Below are 21841 nucleotides of genomic sequence, written 5' to 3' on the forward strand. Positions count from 1 at the left end.
AAGCAGCCGTCACCGCGGGGAGACCACGGCACCCAGAAGTCCGGGTCCCGTGTGCGCCCCGATCACCGCCCCGACCTCGCTCACATGCAGGTCGGCCAGTCCGGGCACCCGGGTCCGCAGCCGGTCGGCGAGGGCCGACGCCCGGTCGGGGGCGGCGAGATGGTGGACGGCGATGTCGACCTCGGCGGTGCCGGCCCGGTCGGCCACGATCTCCTCCAGCCGCGCGATCGCCTTCGACGCCGTACGCACCTTTTCGAGGAGTTCGATGCGGCCGCCGTCCAGCTGCAGCAGCGGTTTCACGGCGAGCGCGGAGCCCAGCAGGGCCTGGGCGGCGCCGATGCGGCCGCCGCGGCGCAGATAGTCGAGCGTGTCGACGTAGAAGTAGGCGGAGGTGCCCGCGGCGCGCTTCTCCGCGGCCGTGACGGCCTCGTCCACGGTGCCGCCCGCCTCGGCCGCCTCGGCGGCGGCGAGCGCGCAGAAGCCGAGGGCCATCGCGACCATCCCGGTGTCCACCACGCGCACCGGCACCGGCGCCTCGCGCGCGGCGACGACCGCCGCGTCGTAGGTGCCGGACAGCTCGGCGGAGAGGTGGAGCGAGACGATGCCGCCGGCCCCGGACTCGGCGACCCTGCGGTAGGTCTCCGCGAAGACCTGTGGGCCGGGACGGGAGGTGGTGACCGGGCGCCGCTTCTGCAGTGCCTGGGCGAGGGAGCGGGTCGAGATCTCGGTGCCCTCTTCGAGCGCCTGGTCGCCAAGGACCACGGTCAGGGGCACCGCGGTGATGCCGTGGCGCTCCATCGTCCGCGGCGGCAGGTAGGCCGTTGAATCGGTGACGATCGCGACATGGCGGGACATGAGCTGGAGGTTACCTGGCGTAGTGGCCGAACGGCAGCCCGGCCCCGCTCACCTGGGCCGGGACCGGCCGGATCAAGTCGTGCTCTCGGGGCGGGGCTTCTTCTGCCACGGGTAGGAAGGGCGTGCGCCGGGCGGGGTGATCGCGGTCCGGGTCGGCTCGTCGGCGGTGCCGGACCCCGGGGTCTCGGGCCAGGTCTGCTGTGCGGTGCGGGCGTCGGCGTCGGCGTCGGCCGGAGCCTCGGGCCACGGAGGGGGCGTGTCCTCGGTGTCCGAGCGGGTCCAGTGCCGCAGCGCGCCGGTCTCGACGTCGATCTGGGTGCTGAGTGCGTCCAGATCGTCGTCGGCGAAGCGCTGGGCCCGGTCGCGGACCGCCCAGCGCAGGGAGTCGGCGGACCGGGTGATGCGCTCGGTGCGCTTACGCAGCTCGGGCAGCCGGGCCGCGAGGGTGGCCCGGTCCGGCTCGGACTCCATGCGTTTGAGCTCTTCGTCCAGTTCGTGTCCGTGCACGCTCAGCCGCTGGAAGAGGCCCAGGGACTCCCTGAGCGACTCGTCCTCGGCCACGCCCGCGTGCAGCGCGTCCTGGGTGGCCCGCATCGAGGTGCGCAGGGTGAGCCGGAGCTGGGCGATCTCGCCCGCCGGGCCGGTCTGGGTGAAGGACTTGGCGCGCAGGGTGTGGTCCTCGACCGTGCGGCGGGCCTGGGTGATCGTGCGGTCGACGCCTCGCTTGGCGGCGCCGATCGCCTTGACCACCGCAAAGGTGCCCAGGACCACGAAGAGCAGGAAGAGCAGGGCGAGGACGGTGAAGAATGCTTCCACGACGCTCCTCCTAGGACCCCTCGCGGCACGCGCCGCGCCGCTCTTCGTGCTCTCCACGGTAAACGCAGCAGGCAGGTCCGGAGTTCCGGAAGAACCCCGAACCTGCCCGTAGGGGACTACCCCGAGGCGCCGGCCGCTCAGGCCGGGACGATGTTCACCAGCTTCGGTGCCCGCACGATCACCTTGCGGATCCCCGCGCCGCCCAGCGCCCGCACGACGTTCTCGTCGGCCAGCGCCACCTTCTCCAGCTCCTCGTCGGAGATGGCCGGCGGGACCTCCAGGCGGGCCTTGACCTTGCCCTTGATCTGCACGACGCAGGTCACGGTCTCGTCCACGACGTACCGCGGGTCGGCGACCGGGAAGTCCTGGTGGACGACCGAGTCGGTGTGGCCCAGCCGGCGCCACAGCTCCTCGGCGATGTGCGGGGCCAGCGGCGCGGCCATCAGCACCAGCGGCTCGGCGACCGGGCGCGGCAGGGTGCCGCCCGCCTTGGTCAGGTGGTTGTTCAGCTCGGTGACCTTGGCGATGGCGGTGTTGAAGCGCAGGCCCCCCAGGTCCTGGCGCACGCCGTCGATCGCCTTGTGCAGAGCGCGCAGGGTCTCCTCGTCGGGCTCGGCGTCGGAGACGGTGATCTCGCCGGTCGCCTCGTCGACGATGTTGCGCCACAGCCGCTGCAGCAGCCGGAACTGGCCCACCACCGCGCGCGTGTCCCACGGCCGGGAGACGTCCAGCGGGCCCATCGCCATCTCGTACAGGCGCAGCGTGTCGGCGCCGTACTCGGCGGCGATCTCGTCCGGAGTCACCGCGTTCTTCAGGGACTTGCCCATCTTGCCCAGCAGACGGGAGACCTTCTCGCCCTCGTGGTAGTAGGCGCCGTCGCGCTCCTCCACCTCGGCGGCCGGCACCGCGATGCCGCGGCTGTCGCGGTAGACGTAGGCCTGGATCATGCCCTGGTTGAACAGCTTGTGGAACGGCTCGGCGGAGGAGACGTGCCCCAGGTCGTACAGGACCTTGGACCAGAAGCGGGCGTACAGCAGGTGCAGCACGGCGTGCTCGGCGCCGCCGACGTACAGGTCGACACCGCCGTGCGGACGGCCCTCGCGCGGGCCCATCCAGTACTGCTCGATCTCGGGGTCGACCAGCTTCTCGCTGTTGTGCGGGTCCAGGTAGCGCAGCTCGTACCAGCACGAACCGGCCCAGTTGGGCATGGTGTTGGTCTCGCGACGGTACTTCTTCGGTCCGTCGCCCAGGTCCAGGGTGACGTTGACCCAGTCCTCGTTGCGGGACAGCGGGGTCTCGGGCTGGGTGTCGGCGTCGTCCGGGTCGAAGGTGCGCGGCGAGTAGTCCTCGACCTCGGGCAGCTCCAGCGGCAGCATCGACTCGGGCAGCGAGTGGGCGATGCCGTCCTCGTCGTAGACGATCGGGAAGGGCTCGCCCCAGTAGCGCTGGCGGCTGAACAGCCAGTCGCGCAGGCGGAAGTTGACGGTGCCCTGGCCGATGCCCCTGCGCTCCAGCCACTCCGTGATGCGCGCCTTGGCGTCGGCGACGCCCAGGCCGTCCAGCTTGATGTCGTCGTTGGAGGAGTTGATGATCTTCGCGTCGTACGACGCGAAGGCGTCTTCCCACGTCGCGGTGTCGGTGCCGCGGCCGTCGGTCGGCTCGACGATGCAGTGGATCGGCAGTTCGAAGGCGCGCGCGAACTCGAAGTCGCGCTGGTCGCCCGCCGGGACGGCCATGATCGCGCCGGTGCCGTAGCCCATCAGCACGTAGTCGGCGATGAAGACGGGGATCCGCTCGCCGTTGACCGGGTTGGTGGCGTACGCGCCCGTGAAGACGCCGGTCTTGTCCTTGGCCTCGGCCTGCCGCTCCACATCGGACTTGGCACCGGCCTGCGCGCGGTACGCGGCGACGGCCTCGGCCGGGGTCGCGTGGCCGCCGGTCCACACCGCGTGGGTGCCCTCGGGCCAGGCCTGAGGGGTGAACTTCTCGACCAGCGGGTGCTCGGGGGCCAGCACCATGTAGGTCGCGCCGAACAGGGTGTCGGGGCGCGTGGTGAAGACCGTGATGTGCTCGCCGTCGATCGGGAAGTCGACGCGGGCACCCTCGGAGCGGCCGATCCAGTTGCGCTGCTGCAGCTTGATGGCCTCGGGCCAGTCCAGCTCCTCCAGGTCCGCCAGCAGCCGGTCGGCGTAGGCAGTGATGCGCATGTTCCACTGGCGCAGCTTGGCCTTGAAGACCGGGAAGTTGCCGCGCTCGGAGCGGCCGTCGGCGGTGACCTCCTCGTTGGCCAGCACGGTGCCCAGGCCGGGGCACCAGTTGACCGGGGCATCGGAGGCGTAGGCCAGCCGGTACTCGCCCAGGACGTCGGCGCGCTCGGTGGCGGTCAGCTGGTTCCACGCGCGCCCGTGGTCACCGGGTACGGCGCGCTCGCCGCTCTCGAACTGGGCGATCAGCTCGGAGATCGGGCGGGCCTTGTCCGCCTCTTCGTCGTACCAGGAGTTGAAGATCTGCAGGAAGATCCACTGGGTCCACTTGTAGTAGTCCGGGTCGATCGTCGCGAACGACCGGCGCTTGTCGTGGCCCAGGCCCAGCCGGCGCAGCTGGGCCTTCATGTTCTCGATGTTGGCCTCGGTGGACACGCGCGGGTGCGTGCCGGTCTGCACGGCGTACTGCTCGGCGGGCAGGCCGAAGGCGTCGAAGCCCAGGGTGTGCAGGACGTTGTGGCCGGTCATGCGCTGGAAGCGGGCGTAGACATCGGTGGCGATGTAGCCCAGGGGGTGACCGACGTGCAGGCCCGCACCCGAGGGGTACGGGAACATGTCCATGATGAACTTCTTGGGCTTGGCGGCCAGCTCGGGGTCGCCGGCCAGGTCGCCCTTCGGGTTCGGAGCGGCGTAGGTGCCGTCGGTGTCCCAGAAGTCCTGCCAGCGTGCCTCGATCTCGGCCGCCATGGCAGCCGTGTAGCGGTGCGGCGCGGCCTCCGCTGACGTAGCAGCGGCGGCAGCGGGGTTCGTCTCGCTCATGATCCTCAAAGCTCCATCGGTCGTCTCTGCCTGCGGCGTGTCGTCCTAGAAACGAAAAATCCCCTCACGCAGGAGGGGATGCCGCGCCGATGCCGGCCGCCCGGTTCACCCGGCGGTCGGGACTGATCAGCGCGGCCCGCTAAGCAGAAGGCGTACGGCACGCATGGCGTCAGGGTACCGCAGGCGTTGAGCAAGTCGCGACGCGCTTCCGTATGCCTGGCTGACACAACGAACACGGCAGCAAGGTCTGAACCAAGGTCACAGCTTACTTCGCGTAACACCGCACTAAGGGACATCGCAACAGTCGCATTGTCCTTTGATAACAACGCAATAACTCAAACCTCGTACTGATCGGTATGGCGCCGCTTAGAGTTCGGCAGCGGGACCGCTTTCCCGAACTGCTCGGAGTTGCCCCCATGAACCCTCGTCGTAGTAACAGCTCGCTCCCCAAGCCCGGCCGGTCGGCCTATGGGGTGGCGTCGGCTGTCGTCCTGCTGCTCATACCCGTGGTGGTACTGAACGGCGGCAGCTGGCTCCAGGACTTCCTCAACTTCGGTGCGGGCGTCCTGTCGCTCGTCTGCCTCACCTGCTCGGTGATCTGGGGCCTGATCGCCCAGGACCGGCTCATCCTCGACACACGCCAGCGGATCATTGCCCAAGGCATCCACCGGGTGACCGCCGTCGCCTCGATCGCGTTCCTCCTGGTGCACATCACGATCAAGCTGGCGCTTGAGCACACCGTCCTGATCGCCGCGCTGATCCCCTTCAGCCTCGGTGTCTCGGGCAGCGGCGGGCTCATCGGCCTCGGTTCCCTGGCCGGTCTGCTCATGATCTTCGTGGGTGTCACCGGCGCGCTGCGCAACCAGTTCGCGTCGCCGGCACCGGTGGCCGCGCGCTGGCGCGCCATGCACATGCTCGCCTACCCGGCCCTGTGCGCGGCCCTCATCCACGGCCTGTTCGCGGGGCGTCCGGCCAAGACGTTCTTCATGGTGTCGTACGAGCTGTGCCTGGTCGGAGTGATGGCGGCCCTCGCCCTGCGCGCCGCGCCGCGCAGCTTCAAGCGCAAGGTCGCCGACCGGATCGTCGCGATCATCGGCAACGAGGAGCGCTCCGGCCTCGAAGGGCTGGACGCGAGCCGGGCCCGGACGGCGGAGGCCTCGTCCGGACTGCCGGGATACGAGAACGAGCGTCCGGCCAGACCGTCGTTCTCGGACACGGCGGCAGCTCCCGCGGCAGCCGCCTACGGCGCCGCCGCGACCCCCGAGCCCGCGTCCGGCTTCGCGGCCGCCTACCGGGCCGTGAAGACGCCCTCCCGAGCCGAGCAGGGCTTCGCCGCCGGCCAGACCGCGCGCATGGACCTGCCGCTGGACATGCAGGCCACTTCGGCGATGCCCCGCATGGACGGCCCCTCCAGCACGTCGGGCAGCTGGCCGATCCCCTCTCCGCCGCCGGTGGGCGAGGCGCCGCCGTCGGCGTACGACCCGCTCCAGGACACCGGATACAACATTCCGGTCTATGGCAATTCGGGCGGTGCCGGGTACCGCGGAAGTGACGTGTACGACACCGGTGAGACGAACAACCTCTACGGCACGTACAACTCGAACGACACGTACAACAGCGGTCCCGCCAATGAACCATCCCCCGGCACGTCGTACGACACGCCGGGTTCGGGCGAACCTTGGAACACGCCTTCCGGAGGCTATAGGTGAACGAGGCCCTGCCCGACGTACCAGAAGTCCGCGTGGTCGGACTTCCTCAGCTCACGTCGGGCTTCGACCTTGTCGAAAGGCTCGATCTGCCCATGCACCTGAAGGTGCACGGGCCGCTTGAACCCCTGGGCGGCGAGCAGCTCGCGCAGCTCGCCGAACGGATCAACCTGAAGGGCCGCGGCGGCGCGGGCTTCCCCTTCCACAAGAAGCTGCGCTCGGTCGCCGAGGCGGCGATCAAGCGCGGCGTACGGCCGGTCGTCGTCGTCAACGGAAGCGAGGACGAACCGGCCTGCCGCAAGGACACGGTGCTGATCAACCGTGCCCCGCACCTGATCCTGGACGGCGCGCTGCTGTGCGCCGAGGCGCTGGGTGCCCGCACGCTCGTGGTGGGGGTCACCCGTGAGTCGACCCAGCGCTCCATGGAGGCCGCGCTCGCCGAACGCGGCCTGTCCAACGGCCGCCGGTCGGCGCTCAAGGCGTTCGTCCAGCGCAACCCCGTCCGCATGGTCACCGGCGCCGCCGCGTCGCTGATCCGCTCGATCGACGGCGGCCCTGCGATCCCGCCCGGCCGCAAGACCAGCGCCTCGCAGAACGGCGTCGGCGGCGCGCCCACACTGCTGTCGAACGCCGAGACGTTCGCCCAGCTGGCGATCGCCGCCCGCATCGGCCCGGAGCGCTACGGCAACACCGGCCTGTACGACGAGCCGGGCACCGTCATGCTGACGGTCTCCGGCGCGGTCGCCCGCCCGATGGTGATCGAGGTCCCCACCGGCGTGCCGCTGCGCTACGTCCTCCAGCTGGCCGGGGCCCCGCCGGTGCCGCAGGGCGTGCTGACCGGCGGCTACCACGGCAAGTGGATCGACGCGGCGACGGTCAACGAGGCGATCGTCTCCCGCAACTCCCTGGACGCGGTGGGCGGCGCGCTCGGGGCCGGCGCCATTCTGCCGATCACTCAGGAGACGTGCCCGCTGGGCGAGTCGCTGCGGGTGGCCCAGTGGCTGGCCGAGGAGAGCGCGGGACAGTGCGGTCCCTGCTACCTCGGGCTGCCCGCCGCCGCGCGCGGCATGGAGGACATCCTCAACGGCGGCGGACCGGCCGCCCTGGAGGCTCTCAAGCAGGTCGCCAAGAACGTGAAGCGGCGCGGCGCGTGCTCGCACCCGGACGGCTCGGCGATGTTCCTGGAGTCGACCATCAAGGCGTTCACCGACGACCTCGCCGCCCACGTCCTCGGAAACGGCTGCGGAAGGCCCGTGGAGGGCGTTCTGCCGCTCTTCGAGGGAGGCATGGGCCCGTCGGGCATCACGGGCGGCGGAGAGCCGGAGGAGAGCGGAGGCAGCCGCCAGAAGATCTACGTGGACTGGACGCTGTGCCGGGGCCACGGCCTGTGCGCGGACATCCTCCCGGAGGTCTTCCAGCTCGGCGCCGACGGCTTCCCGACCGTCGCCCAGGCGAAGGTGCCGCAGTACGCGGAGGCGAAGGCCCTGCGCGCGGTGCGCCGGTGCCCGGCGCTGGCGCTGCGCATCGAGGAGGACACGCGCTCGCAGGCGCCGTCCCGCAACCTTCCGGTCCTCTCCCAGGGCCGCGGCCGCCGCGCCCTCGGCCGCTGAGCACACGAACGGCGGGTCACCCGGCTCGGGTGGCCCGCCCCCGTCGTGCCCCGACCGCCTCCGTACACGACGAAGGCGGGTCATCCGATCGGATGACCCGCCTTCGATTTATGTGGAGCTAAGGAGAATTGAACTCCTGACCTCCTGCATGCCATGCAGGCGCTCTACCAACTGAGCTATAGCCCCGTGCGGCCATGCGGTGGAACCGCATGTTCACCGTGCCGCCCGGTTTCCCCGGCGGCGACGCCAACATTACACGGTCGAAGGGGTGCACCACCAAATCGTTTCCGTTCTGTACGGATTAGGGCGCTAGTGTCGCGCTTCGTGTCCGTGATCGCGATCCCTGAAGCCCGCCGCAGCACATCGGTCGCCCTGGGGGCGTGCCTCTTCTCCTTCACCGCGTTCTGGGTCGCACAGCGGGCCGCGGACGTGTCGATGATCGACCTGATGGTGTACCGGGCCGAGGGAGCGACCGTCCGCGCGGGCGGCGACCTGTACGCGCTGCGGGCGACCCCCGAGCATCTGCCCACGACCTACCCGCCGTTCGCGGCCCTGCTGTTCACTCCGCTGACGCTCCTGGACGTCCCGCTCCTGCGCGCGACGGCGACGGCCGCGAACCTCGTCCTGCTGGTGGTGTTCGTGCGGCTGTCGCTGAAACTCGTGGGGCACGCGCGCGTGGAGAGCGTCTGGTGGGTCGCGGCGGCGGCCGTGTGGTGCGAGCCGGTGTGGACGACGCTGCGCTACGGACAGGTCAACCTGTTGCTCGCCGTCCTGGTGCTGTGCGATCTGTCCCGCCGTCCGGGCGACGGCCCGGCTCGCTGGGCCGGAGCCGGCCTGGGGCTCGCCGCGGCGGTCAAGCTGACGCCCGCGCTGTTCGCGGTGTTCCTGCTCGCCACCGGCTGCGTGGCGCACCTCAGGGGCGGCGACGGACGGCCCTGGCTGCGGCACGCGCGCGGGGCGGCCGCCGCGTTCGCCGGGGCGACGCTGCTGGCGGCGGCCGTCCTGCCGTACGACTCGTGGCGGTTCTGGACGCGCATGGTCTTCCGTATGAACCGGGTGGGGCACGCCGAGGAGACCGCCAATCAGGCCCTGCGCGGCGTTCTGGCGCGTGTGCTGCACACACCGGTCCCGGGAGCCCTCTGGGCCGCCCTGGCGGCTCTGGTGGCCGTGACGGGCCTCTTGGTGGCGGTCCTGGCGGAGCTGCGGGACCGAAGGGCGTGGGCGGTGGCCGTCTGCGCGGTGACGGCGCTGTTGATCAGCCCGGTTTCGTGGTCGCACCACTGGGTGTGGTGTGTGCCACTGGTACTGCTGCTGTGGACGCGAGGGCACCGGGCGGCCGCCCTGGGCACCGTGCTGGTCTTCTGCTCGTACGCCCTGTGGTGGGTGCCCCACGGGCCGGGGCGGCCCGAACTGCACCAGGGGGGCGTCGCGTTGGCGCTGTCCGGCCTCTACGCGGGGGCCGGACTCGTCTTCCTGGCGCTGGCCGGACATCGTTGCCGAGGCCCGGCCGGGGTCAGGCCGTGACGAACGAGTAGAACCGCTTGAGCGTGCAGTGCTCCTCGAGGAGCCGGCCGTAGATCGGCTCGCCCTCCAGCTCGCGGTACGTCTCGATCGGGTCGCCTTTTATGATCAGCGCCCGCGCGCATTCCTCGCACCAGTACTGGTAGTCGGGGTTGATCGGCTCCATGTCCCGGACGATCGGCGTTCCGCTCCCGCACCAGTCGCACTTTCGCCTGTGTGCACCCATCGATCAGCTCCAGCTGTGGCCGCAGGCCGTGCACACGTAGGAGATCCCGCCGTTGTCGCCGAGTACTTGCGCCACATGGCCGGAACCGCAGGAAGGGCAGCTGAGACGGGTGGCCGTGTCCCGTATCGACGTCGCAGCGAAGAGGCGGCCCACCTCCCCGAGGATGCTCGCAGGCATCGCTACTCCCTCCCGTCGGGCGGCGCCCCCTTCCGGCCGTTTGATTCTGCCACGGCCGGGCCAATACGGTCAGCGACGCCTCAGTACCAGTCCGGACACGGCACCCACCGAGGCGGTGCCGGCCAGTGCCCACATGCACGCAGAAAGCGCCTCCGCAGAGGTATACGCCGCTGGGGCCCCGAGTGACTCAAGGCGGTTCAAGAACAGTGTGCCGAACGCCGCCACACCGATCAGCTGACCGAGCTGGGTGACCGTCGCGAGCAGTCCGCTGGCGTCCGCCGCGTCCTCGGGCCGCACCGCCGCCAGGGCCCCGGTCAGGGTCGGGCCGAAGGCGAGCGCGAGCCCGGCACCCAGGCCGACGAACGCGACGTACAGCCCGGCTCCGCCGTCGCCGCCGCCGCGGAGCGCGAGCCCGGCACCGGCCACCGACACGGCGGTGAGCGCGAAGCCTGCCGGGGCCAGTGCCCGCTGCCAGGAGGCAGGCAGGCGCCGCCAGGTCAGCCCGACCGCGCCGAAGACCACCGCGGTCGGCGCGAAGCCGAGACCGGCCCGCAGCGCGCTGTGCCCGAGGCCGCCCTGGAGGTGCAGCGTGAGCGCGAACAGGAATCCGGCGTTGACCGCCATGACGGCCAGGATGCGGAAGACGGCCAGGCCCATCCCGGGGTGCCGCAGCACCCGGGGCGCGATCAGCGGGGCGCCGCCGCGCCGGGCCAGCCGTGCCTCGTAGCCGCAGAACAGCGCGAAGAGGACCACGGCGGCCACCAGCGACAGCCAGGTCCACAGCGGCCAGTCCTCCTCCTGCCCGAGCACGAGCGGCACCGTCAGCAGCGAGACGGAGGCACCGAGCAGCACCAGCCCCGGCAGGTCCAGGCCCCGCGCCGCGCCGGGCCCGGCCGCGCCGCCCTTCGGCAGGACACGCCTGCCGAGCAGCAGCAGTACGGCGCCCACCGGCACGTTCACCAGGAAGACCGGCCGCCAGCCGGTGCCGAGGAGGTCGGCGCTGACCAGCAGGCCGCCGATGGTCTGCCCGGCCGCGGCGCCCACGGCGAGGACCGCCGAGTACGCGCCGAGCGCCCGGACCCTGGCCTCGCCGGTGAAGGTGCGCTGGATCAGGCTGAGCACCTGCGGGATCATCACCGCCGACCCGGCGCCCTGCACCAGCCGGAACACGATCAGCTCGGTGGAACCCCGGGCCAGGCCGCAGGCGAGCGAGGCGGCGGTGAACAGGGCGAGGCCGACGAGGTGGACGCGGCCGTGCCCGAACCGGTCGCCGAGCCGTGCGCCGGTGATCAGCAGCACGGAGTAGGTGATGGCGTATCCGGCGATCACCAGCTGCAAGTCGGCGCCGGAGGCATGGAGTTCGGAACCGATGGTGGGGGCCGCGACGTTCACGATGAAGACGTCGAGGACCGCCATGAACTGTGCCGTGAGCACGAGCGCGAGCAGCAGCCGGGGCCGGTTGTCAGTGCCGGGTGTTTCACTGATCGCAGGGCCCGGAGCGGGCGTGGGACCCGGTCCCGTTCGGAATGTCGTCGTCATGCGGTCGAGCCTGGCGACGCGCCGATACGGGTGCCGAGAGCCCGCCGATGCTGGTACTGACAGCACCTGGCAGGGGACGGACCGGGCACCGACGATGAAAACGTGACGACGGGGGACGTGACGATGAGGACGACACAGCGCCGCCGGCCGGAGCTGGCCGCCTTCCTGCGCGGCAGGCGCGCCCGGGTGACACCGGCCGACGTCGGTATGCCACCGGGGCTGCGCAGGCGTACACCGGGACTGCGCAGGGAAGAGGTCGCCCAGCTCTCGGGCGTGGGGGTGACCTGGTACACATGGCTGGAGCAGGGCCGTCCGATCAACGCGTCCGCGCAGGTCCTGGACGCCGTTGCGCGCACTCTGCGGCTGGATCCGCCGGAGCGGGAGCATCTGTACCGCCTGGCGGAGGTGCCGTTCGACGCGGTTTTGGAGATGCCGACGCGGACGGTCGGACCGGAGGTGCAGGGCATCATCGACGCCCTCGACCCGCTCCTGGCGGTGGTCTACAACGCGCGGTACGACATCCTCGCCGCCAATTCGCCCTACCGGGATCTGTTCGCGGTGCCGCCGCCCCTCGGCACCGGTGTGCCGAACGTGCTCTGGTTGCTGTGCACGGTGCCGGAGGAGGCCTGCCCGGTGGTGCACCTGGAGCGCGAACTGCCGGTGATGGTGGCCACTTTGCGGTCCTCCTACGGCAGACACGTCGGCGAGCCTGCCTGGGAGAACCACATACGCGCGCTGTCGGCGGCCAGCCCGTACTTCGCCGAGCTGTGGGCGAGCGGTGCGGTGACGCAACCGGGGCCCCGGGTGAAGACGTTCCGTCACGAGGCGGTGGGAGAGCTGCGGATGACCTCGCAGTCGCTGTCGGTGGACGGGATGCCGGAGTGCCGGATCGTGGTCTACACACCGGAGGACGAAGGGGCCCGCGACAAGCTCGTGTTGCTCCGGGAGCGCAGACATCGGCTGTGGCCGCCGCCGGACGGCGAGGCGGCCGGGATCATCCGTAGGTGGAACGCGGAAGATCCCGCCCCCTGAGGGGACGGGATCCTCATCACCGATCTTTGACAACTCAAGAGAGTGTCGATCCGTGGAGCTAAGGAGAATTGAACTCCTGACCTCCTGCATGCCATGCAGGCGCTCTACCAACTGAGCTATAGCCCCGTGCGTTCCTCCCGCTCGGCGGGCGAACAAGAAGAACTTTAGCCTGCGACCTGCCGGAAAGCGAAATCCGGGGTCCGGGGCGCAAAGGACGCTCAGTCGTCGTCGCCGAGGACGGGCTCCGGGAGGGTGCCCGCGTTGTGCTCCAGGAGGCGCCAGCCGTGTACGCCCTCGCCGAGGACGGACCAGCAGCAGTTGGAGAGGCCGCCGAGACTCTCCCAGTGGTTGGCCTCCAGGCCGAGCAGCCGCCCGATGGTCGTGCGGATGGTGCCACCGTGGCTGACCACCACGAGGGTGCCGTCCTCCGGCAGCTTCTCGGCGTGCCGCAGCACGACGGGGGCCGCGCGGTCGGCGACCTCGGTCTCCAGCTCGCCGCCGCCGCGGCGGACGGGCTCGCCGCGCTTCCACGCGGCGTACTCCTTGCCGTACCGGGTGATGATCTCCTCGTGCGTCAGGCCCTGCCAGGCGCCCGCGTAGGTCTCGCGCAGGGCCTCGTCGCGGGCGACCTCCAGACCGGTGAGCTCGGCCAGCTCGGCGGCCGTGTGCACGGCGCGCTGGAGGTCCGAGCAGACGATCGCGTCGGGCTTCAGGGAGGCGAGCAGCCGCGCCGCGCGCCGGGCCTGGCCGACGCCGGTCTCGGTGAGCTCGACGTCCGTGGAGCCCTGGAAGCGGCGCTCCACGTTCCAGGCGGTCTGCCCGTGCCGCCACAGGATGATCCGGCGGCCCCGGTCCTTCCGGTCGGTCACCTCACCCGTGGGGCTCATCTCCACTCCCCGTCCAGCTCGGCCGCGTCCTCGGCGGCCTGCAGCTTGGCGTGCTCCTCGGCCTTGCCGCGGGTGGCCTTGGCGTCGGCGGGCAGTTCGAGCTCGGGGCAGTCCTTCCACAGCCGCTCCAGGGCGTAGAAGACGCGCTCCTCGCTGTGCTGCACGTGGACGACGATGTCGACGTAGTCGAGCAGGACCCAACGGGCCTCGCGGTCGCCCTCGCGGCGCACCGGCTTGGCGCCGAGCTCCTTCAGGAGCCGCTCCTCGATCTCGTCGACGATCGACTTGACCTGGCGGTCGTTGGGGGCGGACGCCAGCAGGAAGGCATCCGTGATCGAGAGCACATCGCTGACGTCGTAGGCGATGACGTCATGGGCGAGCTTGTCGGCGGCCGCCTGGGCGGCGGTGTTGATGAGCTCGATGGAACGGTCGGTGGCGGTCACTGCGTGGCTTTCCGTCGGCGGTCACTTGACATCAAGGGTCTCACGGACCGCCGAGGGCACCCCACGTGATTATCGGATCACGTGGGTGCCCCGGGGCCGTCCTCAGGAGGAGGACGGCGTGTAGTTCTGGCCGAGGACCACCGAGACGCTGGCGTTGGAGCTGACCGTGCCCTTCGTCACGGAGCTGGTCGGCAGCCCCAGGGTCTTGGCGACCTCGGTGGCGTTCTCCTTGTCGGCGGCGGAGGAGTAGATCACCTTCGAGGTCGCCCGGGTGGTGGACGCCGTACCGGCCTCCAGGAAGGTGAAGCCGCCGTTGAGGAGGACCACACGGGCCTTCTCGGTGTTGTCCTTGACTCCGGTGGCGTTCTGCACGGAGACCCGGACCGCGGAGCCCGCGTCGGGGCTCTTGGCGGTGCCGCCGAGGATGTCCTTGACCACGCTGGAGCTGGTCTGGGCGCTCAGCGTGCCGTCGGTCTGCACGGGCAGCAGGGCCGTCTTGTAGTCGCCGCCCTTGGCCAGGTCGGCGAGCTTGGCGAGGAAGGTGCCCAGGTCCTTGTCGGTCAGGGAGGGGTCGAGGATCTGCGCGAGGGTCTGCACCGTGATCGTGGCCGCCGAGGCGTCGGAGGACAACTTGCGCAGCACGCCCTGCATGACCTGGCCGAACCGCTCCAGCTGGGCGTTCTGGGCCTCGCCGGAGGCGCGGTAGGTGGCGTAGGCGACGGCCATCTTGCCGCTGAGGGTCTGGCCGTTGCCTTTGTGGACGAGGGGCCCGCTGCCCTTCTTCTTCGCGGCCGGGTCGGGCACGTCGGCGTTGGTGTCGATGTCGATGTTGCCGACCAGCTCGACGAGGTTCTGCAGATAGGGGGTGTCCAGACGCCAGGTGCCCTCGATGTTGGTGCCGAGGACGGTGTCGAGCTGGTCCCGGGTCCCGGAGGAGCCGTCGTCGTCGACCGACTTGGCGAGGGTCGTGGTGCTGCCGGCGTCGTCGGTCAGGGCGAGGGAGTTGGGCAGCAGGACGGTCGTGCCCTGCTTGGTGGTGGTGTTGTCGACCAGCAGCGCGGTGGAGGTGCCGCCCTTGCCGGTGTTGTGCAGATGGACGACGATCACGTCGCGGTTCTGGGCGGCTGCGGACGTCGTCGTGCCGGCCTTGGAGCCGGAGGAGGACAGACCCGGCAGCTTCCCGGCGTACCAGAGGTAGCCGACACCGCCGACGGCGACCAGCGCGAGGACGACGACGAGGGCGACGACCCGGCTGCGGGCACGGCGGCGGGCCTCCTCACGGCGCTCGGTGCGGTTCTCGGTGAACTTCAGCCAGTCGATGACGTCCTCGGAGTTGCCGTCCGGCTCCTCGACGAAAGCGAACTGTTCGGTGCGGTAGTCCCGTTCTCGGGCCGCCGGGGCCTGCGGTTCCGGCTCCTCGGCGGGCCCGGGCTGCTGCGGGATGTGGGCGGTCTGCCCGGCCACCCGGGGCTGCCGGCCGGTTGCCGCGGTCTGCCCGTAGGGGTCGTACGGGGGTGCCTGGCCACCGCCGGGGGCGCCCGTGCCGTACGGGTCGTAGGACACGGTCGGCCGCTGTCCGGTGTCGTAGGCGTCGTACGGCGGCACGGGCTGCTGCTGCCCGGTGGCGTACGGGTCGTACCCGTAGCCCTGCTGCGCGTACGTGTCGTAGGTCTGCCGCGGAGCCTGCGGAGCCTGCTGCGCCGGGATCTGGCGGTAGACCGGCTGCCCGTACTCGTCGTAGCCGACGAGTTCGTACTGATCGCCGCCGTATCCCGCGTCGTATCGGTCGTTCACCGGTGCCCCTCTCGGTTCACTCGCCGCGGTACAGCTCGCGCTTGTCGATATAACGCACGACCCCGTCCGGCACCATGTACCAGATGGGGTCGCCCTTGGCGACTCTCGCACGGCAGTCTGTGGAGGAGATGGCCAGCGCGGGAACCTCCACGAGCGAGACCCCGCCCTCCGGGAGTCCGGCGTCGGAGAGGTGATGACCTGGACGGGTGACCCCGATGAAGTGCGCCAGGGAGAAGAGCTCCTCGGTGTCGCGCCAGGTCAGAAGCTGGGCGAGGGCGTCCGCACCAGTGATGAAGAAGAGGTCGGTGTCGGGGTTGAGCGCACGCAGGTCGCGCAGGGTGTCCACGGTGTAGGTGGGCCCGCCCCGGTCGATGTCGATGCGGCTCACCGAGAACTGCGGGTTCTCCGCGGTCGCGATGACCGTCATCAGGTAGCGGTCCTCGGCCGGGGAGACGTTGCGGTGGGTCTTCTGCCAGGGCTGGCCCGTGGGGACGAACACGACCTCGTCCAGGTGGAACTGCGCGGCGACCTCGCTGGCCGCCACGAGGTGCCCGTGGTGGATCGGGTCGAACGTACCGCCCATGACGCCGAGACGGCGCTTGCCCGGGTTCACGGGGCCGTTGCCGGGCCCGTGCTCGGGGCCGTTCACCATGTCGTTCGCCATGTCGTTCGCCGGACCGGTAGGCATGTCCTGCTCCTCCATGCGTGCAGACCCTACCGGCCCGGCCTACGGGCCTCGTCCGTCAGACCCCGGGGGACGGTTCGGCGACGGGCGTCCGCGCTCAGCGGTCGCGGTTGAAGCGGGTGGTGATCCACAGCAGGAGCAGGAGGATGATGAAGGCGCCTCCGCCGGTGACGAGAGGGTTGAGGCTGTTGTGGTTGCCGCCCTCTTCGCCCTCGGCGGCGAGGGTGACCAACTGGGCAGCGGTGCTGTGGAAGCTCATCTTCGGCAGGCCTATCGGTGTGGGCGGGATAAAGATGTCGGCTCATCGTAAGCGGGCGGCTCTGCGCCCCTCGCGCCGACTCCGCCGTTGGGGACGAGGGGGGAACGTTCGCGGCGGCTCAGTCGTCCTTCTGTTTGTACCCGCGCAGCAGGAACCAGCCGGTCAGTGCACAACCGAAGAACATCACGATCAGGACGATCCGGAGCAGATTGCCCGCCCCGTGCTGCTGGGCGGCGCTCGCGGCCTCGGTCAGCCAGGCGGCTGCGGGGTGGTGCTCCATGACGTGGCTCCTTCGGCTGTACTGCCCGTCCACGGTATCTCCGCCTAGGCTGGGCCTTGCCTTGGGGGCACATAGGGCACACAGACGCACATGGGGGATGACATGTCCAGCGACGGTCACGAGCAGAACGGGAACGAGCGCGTACCCAGCAGGCAGCGCCGGCGCTTCCCGGGGATCTCCTCGCGTGCCTACGAGCACCCGGCCGACCGCTCCGCGCTCGTGGCACTGCGGAAGCTGAGCGGCTTCGACACCGTCTTCAAGGCGCTCAGCGGGCTGCTGCCGGAGCGGAGCCTGCGGCTGCTGTTCCTGTCCGACTCGGTACGCGTGTCGGACCAGCAGTTCTCGCATCTGAACGACATGCTGCGGGACGCCTGTTACATCCTGGACCTGGAGAAGGTCCCGCCGATGTACGTCACGCAGGACCCGCAGCCGAACGCGATGTGCATCGGCCTGGACGAGCCGATCATCGTCGTCAGCACGGGCCTCGTCGAGCTGCTCGACGAGGAGGAGATGCGGGCGGTCGTCGGCCACGAGGTGGGGCACGCGCTGTCCGGCCACGCGGTGTACCGCACGATCCTGCTGTTCCTGACGAACCTCGCGCTCAGGATCGCCTGGATACCTATGGGCAACCTCGCGATCATGGCGATCGTGACGGCGCTGCGGGAGTGGTTCCGCAAGTCGGAGCTGTCCGCCGACCGGGCGGGGCTGCTCGTCGGCCAGGATCTGCAGGCCTCGATGCGCGGTCTGATGAAGATCGCGGGCGGCAACCATCTGCACGAGATGAACGTGGACGCGTTCCTGCAGCAGGCCGAGGAGTACGAGGCGGGGGGCGACCTGCGCGACTCCGTGCTGAAGATCCTCAATGTGCTGCCGCGCTCCCACCCCTTCACCGCGGTGCGGGCGGCCGAGCTGAAGAAGTGGGCCGAGACCCGCGACTACCAGCGGATCATGGACGGGCACTACGCGCGGCGCAGCGAGGACAAGGACACCTCGGTCAGCGACTCGTTCCGTGAGTCGGCGCAGAGCTACGCCAGTGATGTGAAGAGCTCCAAGGACCCGCTGATGAAGCTGGTCACCGACCTCGCGGGCGGGGCAGGGAGCCTGGGCGGCCGGGTCCGGCGGGGCTTCGACGGCTTCACGAGCCAGCCCCCGCCGAAGGCTCCGCCGCAGGACGAGGAGTGACGGCGGGGCCGGTCGGCCCCGGTCCGCGGAGCGCTGTCGCGCCGGCGGCCATGGCCCCCGCTCACGGCGTCGGCTCGGCCGCCGGGGCCAGGGTGCCGCAGAGGGCCGTCGCGCTGCCTGTGGCGTAGGGGTTGGTGCCCGCCGGGCCGCCTGCCTTGGCGGTCTGGCCGGCCAGGAGCGGGTGCAGGTACCTGGTGGAGTCCTCGGCGCAGGAGAGAGGGCCCGCCTGCACATAGGAGACCACCAGCTGGGTCTGGTGGGTGCGCAGGTCGTCGCGGTCGAAGCGGAATGTCAGCTCGCGGCGGACGGTGAACAGGGACACCAGGGCCTTGGCGTCGGCGCCGGTCGGCCGCAGCGCGTACACGAAGGTGTGGTCCGCGGTGACCTCAAGGGTGGACGAGTTGGTCTCGGCGGCCTGCAGCGTGCCCTGGACGCGGATCTTGCGGTCGGCCAGCTGTGTCTGGGAGGGGTCGAAGCGAACCAGCCAGCCGGTGGGCGCGTGCCGGGCGTCCGCGGCGGGGTGCGCGAAGCTCTGGTCGAACTGGTCGAGTTGGTCGGGGTCGACCAGGGCGCGCGCGGGGTGGGTCTGGCTGCTGTTGAGCACCTCGGGGTAGAGCGCGGAGCGGACTATGTAGTCCTTCGCCGTGCTCAGCGCGGTCACGACGTCGCTGTCCGAGAAGTGGACGGTGCGCCGGGAGGCGGGCAGCGGAATCCCCTCGGCGCCTACGGCGTACTGCGCGGCGGGGCTCTGCGCGTACAGGTGCTCGGCGTCGGCCGAGCCGGGCACCTTGCCCTGTGGGGAGAGCGGGATGACGGTCATCCGCAGGGGCTCGACGGGCTGCCGGGCCTGCGGGGAGCTGTACGGGTGACGCACGCCCATGTAGATCGCTGTGCCGAAGGCGACGGCGATCAGCAGGACGAGGATCAGCGCCTGCCGGGTCAGCCCCCGGTGCAGGGGCGGGCGACGGCGTACGGCGGGCGCGTGGTCGGCCATGCGCTCCTGCGCGGAGTACTCCTGAAGCCGGGCAGCACGGACGAACGACTCGTCGAAGACGACGGATCGGTACTCGTCCTCACCACCCACGGGGCCGCCCTCGGGTGTCCCCTCAGGTGGGTCTCCAGGCCCGCCCATACTTTCAGAGTAGGTCTGGAGAGGCTCGGGTAAACGCCCTGGTACACGACAAGTTCTGACAGGTTCTCACCAGGAGGACGACAGGCAGCTCAGGGCGAGCGCGGGATCGCCGAGACGGCCGGCTGCGAGGTGTCGGCGGACACGGAGGGAGCCGCCGCAGTGCCCTGTTCCAGGCCGGTCGAGGCGGGGGGCGGGACCTGGTTCCGGTCGCCCGAGGAGGCGCTGCGGTAGACGGCCGCGAAGGCCAGCGCGACCATGCCGATGCCCATCACGAGGGCGAGCACCCAGGCGACCGGGCGGTGCCAGCGGACCTGCCTGCCGTAGGTCCCGGGGGCGCCGTAGCCGTCGTCGAGGACCTCGGTGTCGTCCAGGTCCTCGAGGTCGCGGTCGCGGTCGCGGCCGAAATCGTGTCCGTCGGGGCCGTACCCGTCGTCGAAGCGTTCGCCGGCGGCGTGTGCCCGGCGCGCCTCGGCCTCGGAGGCCTCGGCTCTTGCCTGGGCGGCGGCCAGGAGGCGCTCGACTGCGGTCGGCTCGTGCACCACGGCCGCTCGTACGAAGGCCTCATCGAAGACCACGGAGGCGAACTCTTCGTCCGACACCCCGTGGTCGTCGTCGTCGTCGGGCTCCCAGCCGTCCGGGAACGGCGTGCCCCCCACGTCCTCCGGCACGGATCCAGAGTAGACCTGGGGGGTCAATTTGGGCAGACGGTATGGAAATTCATCCGTCTGGTGAGACGCCTTTCACGTACCCGCGAGGGCGGCATCCGTCAGCGGCGGACGTGGCCGTCGCCGGTGACGATGTACTTGGTGCTGGTCAGCTCCGGCAGGCCCATCGGACCTCGGGCGTGCAGCTTCTGCGTGGAGATGCCGATCTCCGCGCCGAAGCCGAACTGGCCCCCGTCGGTGAAGCGGGTGGACGCGTTCACCGCCACCGTCGTGGAGTCGACCAGCTGGGTGAAGCGGCGGGCGGCCTGCTGGGAGGTGGTGACGATCGCCTCGGTGTGGCCGGAGGTCCACAGCCGGATGTGCTCGACGGCCTTGTCGAGGGAGTCGACGACGGCGGCGGCGATGTCGTACGAGAGGTACTCGGTCTCCCAGTCCTCCGGGGTCGCCTCCACGACGGTCGCCTTGGAGTCCTTGGCGTACGCCAGGACGCGTTCGTCGGCGTGCACGGTCACCCCGGCCTCGGCGAGGGCGTCCAGGGCGCGCGGCAGGAACTCGGCGGCGATGTCCTGGTGGACCAGGAGGGTCTCGGCGGCGTTGCAGACGCTGACCCGCTGGGCCTTGGAGTTGATCAGGATCTCTACGGCCATGTCGATGTCGGCCCGGGCGTCGACGTAGACGTGGCAGTTGCCGGTGCCGGTCTCGATCACCGGGACGATGGATTCGGAGACGACCGTCTGGATCAGCGAGGCGCCACCGCGCGGGATCAGCACGTCGACCAGTCCGCGGGCGCGCATCAGCTCGCGCACGCTCTCGCGGCTCTCCCCCGGCACGAGCTGCACGGCGTCGGCGGGCAGCCCGGCGCCGCCCACGGCGTCGCGGATCACCCGGACGAGGGCGGTGTTCGACTCGTAGGCGGAGGCCGAGCCGCGCAGCAGGACGGCGTTGCCGGACTTCAGGCACAGGGCGGCGGCGTCGACGGTGACGTTCGGGCGGGCCTCGTAGATGATGCCGACGACGCCGAGCGGGACGCGGACCTGGCGCAGGTCGATGCCGTTGGGGAGGGTGGAGCCGCGGACGACCTCGCCGACCGGGTCGGGCAGCCCCGCGACGTCCCGCACGTCGGAGGCGATGGCGCGGACCCGCTCGGGCGTGAGGGTGAGCCGGTCGACGATGGCCTCGCTGGTGCCGGCCTCCCGGGCCTTGGCGATGTCCTTGGCGTTGGCCTCGACGATCTCGCTCGTACGGACCTCCAGGGCGTCCGCGATGGCGAGCAGCGCGTCGTCCTTCACGGCACGCGGCAGCGGCGCGAGGTCGGCGGCGGCGGCCTTGGCACGGTAGGCGGCCTGGGTGACCGGGGACATGGCGTCGTACGGCGAGAGCGTCGTCATGAGGGAAGGGTAGTGCGCCCGCCGGGGCGGTTCAGCGGTTGTTCCATACCCCGAGACGGGATCAAGGGTGACGAAACGCCTGCAAGTGAGTGAAAGGCGACCATAACGGCACGGAAGGCGCCGGTAAGGGATCAGAAGGGGTGAATCCCCACCGGGGTCGCGGGCGGCGGGCCGTAGCCCTCGGCGACGCGCTGGTGGTAGGTCTCGCGGTCGATGACCTCCAGGCCGACGATCTCCCAGGCGGGGAGCCCGGCGGTCTGACGGTGCTCGCCCCACAGGCGCAGCGCGACGGCGGCCGCGTCGTGCAGGTCGCGCGCCTCCTCCCAGTAGCGGATCTCCGCGTGGTCGTTGGCGTAGCGGCTGGTCAGCAGGAAGGGGTGGTCATGGGCGAGCTGTTCCAGGGCGCGCCGCAGATCCTTCAGGGGGACCTCGTCCCCGGAGACGCTGAGGGTGACATGCCACAGACGTGGCAGGTCCTTGGGCTCCTCGTAGGTGTCCCCGGCCGCGACGCTCGTCAGAGCACCACGGGACGCCGCCGCCCCAGGGCGCACTCGTCTCACGACGGCCTCCTTCACGCAGCGACTCGGGAACGTGTTCCTGAGAGAAAGTTGAGCAGGCCGC

21 protein-coding genes and 2 tRNA genes are annotated in these 21841 nt (G+C 70.7%); 5 read left to right on the forward strand and 18 right to left on the reverse strand.

Features of this window, described 5'->3' with window-relative positions; genetic code table 11:
- Positions 1 to 9: 9 nt before the first annotated feature.
- From AB0I54_RS08220 to leuS, 3 genes are all read right to left on the reverse strand, one after another.
- A complete protein-coding gene (locus AB0I54_RS08220) occupies positions 10 to 855 on the reverse strand; it encodes a DegV family protein (protein WP_363295110.1) in 846 nt (281 codons plus the stop codon).
- A 72-nt stretch (positions 856 to 927) separates the two neighbouring features.
- Positions 928 to 1671: a hypothetical protein gene (locus AB0I54_RS08225; protein WP_363295111.1), complete on the reverse strand. Its 744-nt coding sequence runs from the start codon at positions 1669 to 1671 to the stop codon at positions 928 to 930.
- Positions 1672 to 1808: 137 nt separating this feature from the next.
- The gene (gene leuS / locus AB0I54_RS08230; RefSeq protein WP_363295112.1) at positions 1809 to 4694 is read right to left on the reverse strand and encodes a leucine--tRNA ligase; all 2886 of its coding nucleotides are present in this window, start codon (positions 4692 to 4694) and stop codon (positions 1809 to 1811) included.
- A 416-nt stretch (positions 4695 to 5110) separates the two neighbouring features.
- Between leuS and AB0I54_RS08235 the strand changes: the two genes are divergently transcribed.
- Together AB0I54_RS08235 and AB0I54_RS08240 are read left to right on the forward strand one after the other, a co-directional pair.
- On the forward strand, positions 5111 to 6403 hold the full coding sequence (locus AB0I54_RS08235) for a cytochrome b/b6 domain-containing protein (protein ID WP_363295114.1): 1293 nt from the start codon (positions 5111 to 5113) through the stop codon (positions 6401 to 6403).
- Complete coding sequence (locus tag AB0I54_RS08240) at positions 6400 to 8010, forward strand: NADH-ubiquinone oxidoreductase-F iron-sulfur binding region domain-containing protein (protein ID WP_363295115.1); 1611 nt, start codon at positions 6400 to 6402, stop codon at positions 8008 to 8010. The genes AB0I54_RS08235 and AB0I54_RS08240 overlap by 4 nt, the downstream gene beginning before the upstream one ends.
- A gap of 113 nt (positions 8011 to 8123) precedes the next feature.
- On the opposite strand, the gene AB0I54_RS08245 is transcribed toward AB0I54_RS08240, so the two are convergent.
- Positions 8124 to 8196: transfer RNA gene (locus AB0I54_RS08245), tRNA-Ala, on the reverse strand.
- Between the two features lie 138 nt (positions 8197 to 8334).
- Between AB0I54_RS08245 and AB0I54_RS08250 the strand changes: the two genes are divergently transcribed.
- A complete protein-coding gene (locus AB0I54_RS08250; protein ID WP_363295117.1) occupies positions 8335 to 9534 on the forward strand; it encodes a glycosyltransferase 87 family protein in 1200 nt (399 codons plus the stop codon).
- Here AB0I54_RS08250 and AB0I54_RS08255 read toward each other — a convergent pair.
- The 3 genes from AB0I54_RS08255 to AB0I54_RS08265 form a co-directional block, all read right to left on the reverse strand.
- Positions 9524 to 9757: a hypothetical protein gene (locus AB0I54_RS08255; RefSeq protein ID WP_006136074.1), complete on the reverse strand. Its 234-nt coding sequence runs from the start codon at positions 9755 to 9757 to the stop codon at positions 9524 to 9526. The genes AB0I54_RS08250 and AB0I54_RS08255 overlap by 11 nt on opposite strands.
- Before the next feature lie 3 nt (positions 9758 to 9760).
- Positions 9761 to 9934: a hypothetical protein gene (locus tag AB0I54_RS08260; RefSeq protein ID WP_363295118.1), complete on the reverse strand. Its 174-nt coding sequence runs from the start codon at positions 9932 to 9934 to the stop codon at positions 9761 to 9763.
- A 69-nt stretch (positions 9935 to 10003) separates the two neighbouring features.
- A complete protein-coding gene (locus AB0I54_RS08265; RefSeq protein WP_363295119.1) occupies positions 10004 to 11473 on the reverse strand; it encodes an MFS transporter in 1470 nt (489 codons plus the stop codon).
- A 123-nt stretch (positions 11474 to 11596) separates the two neighbouring features.
- Between AB0I54_RS08265 and AB0I54_RS08270 the strand changes: the two genes are divergently transcribed.
- Positions 11597 to 12505, forward strand: a complete 909-nt coding sequence (locus AB0I54_RS08270) for a helix-turn-helix transcriptional regulator (RefSeq protein ID WP_363295500.1) — start codon at positions 11597 to 11599, stop codon at positions 12503 to 12505.
- Positions 12506 to 12558: 53 nt separating this feature from the next.
- Here AB0I54_RS08270 and AB0I54_RS08275 read toward each other — a convergent pair.
- The 7 genes from AB0I54_RS08275 to AB0I54_RS08305 form a co-directional block, all read right to left on the reverse strand.
- Positions 12559 to 12631 (reverse strand) — tRNA-Ala (locus tag AB0I54_RS08275).
- Positions 12632 to 12723: 92 nt separating this feature from the next.
- Complete coding sequence (locus AB0I54_RS08280) at positions 12724 to 13392, reverse strand: histidine phosphatase family protein (protein WP_363295120.1); 669 nt, start codon at positions 13390 to 13392, stop codon at positions 12724 to 12726.
- Complete coding sequence (gene rsfS / locus AB0I54_RS08285; RefSeq protein WP_363295121.1) at positions 13389 to 13835, reverse strand: ribosome silencing factor; 447 nt, start codon at positions 13833 to 13835, stop codon at positions 13389 to 13391. Before rsfS ends, AB0I54_RS08280 begins: the two co-directional genes overlap by 4 nt.
- 102 nt (positions 13836 to 13937) lie before the next feature.
- The gene (locus AB0I54_RS08290; RefSeq protein ID WP_363295122.1) at positions 13938 to 15629 is read right to left on the reverse strand and encodes a LytR C-terminal domain-containing protein; all 1692 of its coding nucleotides are present in this window, start codon (positions 15627 to 15629) and stop codon (positions 13938 to 13940) included.
- A gap of 16 nt (positions 15630 to 15645) precedes the next feature.
- Positions 15646 to 16317 (reverse strand): nicotinate-nucleotide adenylyltransferase, encoded by a 672-nt coding sequence (nadD, locus tag AB0I54_RS08295; protein ID WP_363295123.1) that lies wholly within the window; start codon positions 16315 to 16317, stop codon positions 15646 to 15648.
- A gap of 94 nt (positions 16318 to 16411) precedes the next feature.
- On the reverse strand, positions 16412 to 16573 hold the full coding sequence (locus AB0I54_RS08300; RefSeq protein ID WP_363295124.1) for a hypothetical protein: 162 nt from the start codon (positions 16571 to 16573) through the stop codon (positions 16412 to 16414).
- A gap of 118 nt (positions 16574 to 16691) precedes the next feature.
- Entirely contained in the window at positions 16692 to 16853 is a 162-nt protein-coding gene (locus AB0I54_RS08305; protein WP_363295125.1) for a hypothetical protein, read from the reverse strand.
- A gap of 102 nt (positions 16854 to 16955) precedes the next feature.
- On the opposite strand from AB0I54_RS08305, the gene AB0I54_RS08310 reads away from it, so the two are divergent.
- Entirely contained in the window at positions 16956 to 18035 is a 1080-nt protein-coding gene (locus tag AB0I54_RS08310; RefSeq protein ID WP_363295126.1) for a M48 family metallopeptidase, read from the forward strand.
- Positions 18036 to 18096: 61 nt separating this feature from the next.
- Here the strand turns inward: AB0I54_RS08310 and AB0I54_RS08315 are convergent, their stop codons facing one another.
- The 4 genes from AB0I54_RS08315 to AB0I54_RS08330 all read right to left on the reverse strand — a co-directional run bounded on the left by AB0I54_RS08315 (position 18097) and on the right by AB0I54_RS08330 (position 21780).
- Positions 18097 to 19167, reverse strand: a complete 1071-nt coding sequence (locus tag AB0I54_RS08315) for a hypothetical protein (RefSeq protein ID WP_363295127.1) — start codon at positions 19165 to 19167, stop codon at positions 18097 to 18099.
- A gap of 89 nt (positions 19168 to 19256) precedes the next feature.
- A complete protein-coding gene (locus AB0I54_RS08320; protein WP_363295128.1) occupies positions 19257 to 19862 on the reverse strand; it encodes a hypothetical protein in 606 nt (201 codons plus the stop codon).
- Between the two features lie 71 nt (positions 19863 to 19933).
- Positions 19934 to 21220 carry a glutamate-5-semialdehyde dehydrogenase gene (locus AB0I54_RS08325; RefSeq protein ID WP_316757659.1) on the reverse strand — a complete coding sequence of 429 codons (1287 nt, stop codon included), beginning with the start codon at positions 21218 to 21220 and terminating at the stop codon, positions 19934 to 19936.
- A gap of 131 nt (positions 21221 to 21351) precedes the next feature.
- Positions 21352 to 21780 (reverse strand): hypothetical protein, encoded by a 429-nt coding sequence (locus AB0I54_RS08330; RefSeq protein ID WP_363295129.1) that lies wholly within the window; start codon positions 21778 to 21780, stop codon positions 21352 to 21354.
- Positions 21781 to 21841 lie beyond the last annotated feature (61 nt).

Origin of the sequence: Streptomyces sp. NPDC050625 (assembly GCF_040654755.1) — a bacterium.
GTDB lineage: Bacteria > Actinomycetota > Actinomycetes > Streptomycetales > Streptomycetaceae > Streptomyces.

Excerpts from the sequence above, each read along its gene's own strand:
- AB0I54_RS08255 (WP_006136074.1), bottom strand. The coding sequence starts at position 9,757 with ATGGGTGCACACAGGCGAAAGTGCGACTGGTGCGGGAGCGGAACGCCG.
- AB0I54_RS08300 (WP_363295124.1), bottom strand. The coding sequence starts at position 16,573 with ATGAGCTTCCACAGCACCGCTGCCCAGTTGGTCACCCTCGCCGCCGAG.
- AB0I54_RS08270 (WP_363295500.1), top strand. The coding sequence starts at position 11,597 with ATGAGGACGACACAGCGCCGCCGGCCGGAGCTGGCCGCCTTCCTGCGC.
- AB0I54_RS08325 (WP_316757659.1), bottom strand. The coding sequence starts at position 21,220 with ATGACGACGCTCTCGCCGTACGACGCCATGTCCCCGGTCACCCAGGCC.
- AB0I54_RS08315 (WP_363295127.1), bottom strand. The coding sequence starts at position 19,167 with ATGGGCGGGCCTGGAGACCCACCTGAGGGGACACCCGAGGGCGGCCCC.
- AB0I54_RS08235 (WP_363295114.1), top strand. The coding sequence starts at position 5,111 with ATGAACCCTCGTCGTAGTAACAGCTCGCTCCCCAAGCCCGGCCGGTCG.
- leuS (WP_363295112.1), bottom strand. The coding sequence starts at position 4,694 with ATGAGCGAGACGAACCCCGCTGCCGCCGCTGCTACGTCAGCGGAGGCC.
- AB0I54_RS08265 (WP_363295119.1), bottom strand. The coding sequence starts at position 11,473 with ATGACGACGACATTCCGAACGGGACCGGGTCCCACGCCCGCTCCGGGC.
- AB0I54_RS08280 (WP_363295120.1), bottom strand. The coding sequence starts at position 13,392 with ATGAGCCCCACGGGTGAGGTGACCGACCGGAAGGACCGGGGCCGCCGG.
- AB0I54_RS08260 (WP_363295118.1), bottom strand. The coding sequence starts at position 9,934 with ATGCCTGCGAGCATCCTCGGGGAGGTGGGCCGCCTCTTCGCTGCGACG.
- nadD (WP_363295123.1), bottom strand. The coding sequence starts at position 16,317 with ATGCCTACCGGTCCGGCGAACGACATGGCGAACGACATGGTGAACGGC.
- AB0I54_RS08220 (WP_363295110.1), bottom strand. The coding sequence starts at position 855 with ATGTCCCGCCATGTCGCGATCGTCACCGATTCAACGGCCTACCTGCCG.
- AB0I54_RS08305 (WP_363295125.1), bottom strand. The coding sequence starts at position 16,853 with ATGGAGCACCACCCCGCAGCCGCCTGGCTGACCGAGGCCGCGAGCGCC.
- AB0I54_RS08310 (WP_363295126.1), top strand. The coding sequence starts at position 16,956 with ATGTCCAGCGACGGTCACGAGCAGAACGGGAACGAGCGCGTACCCAGC.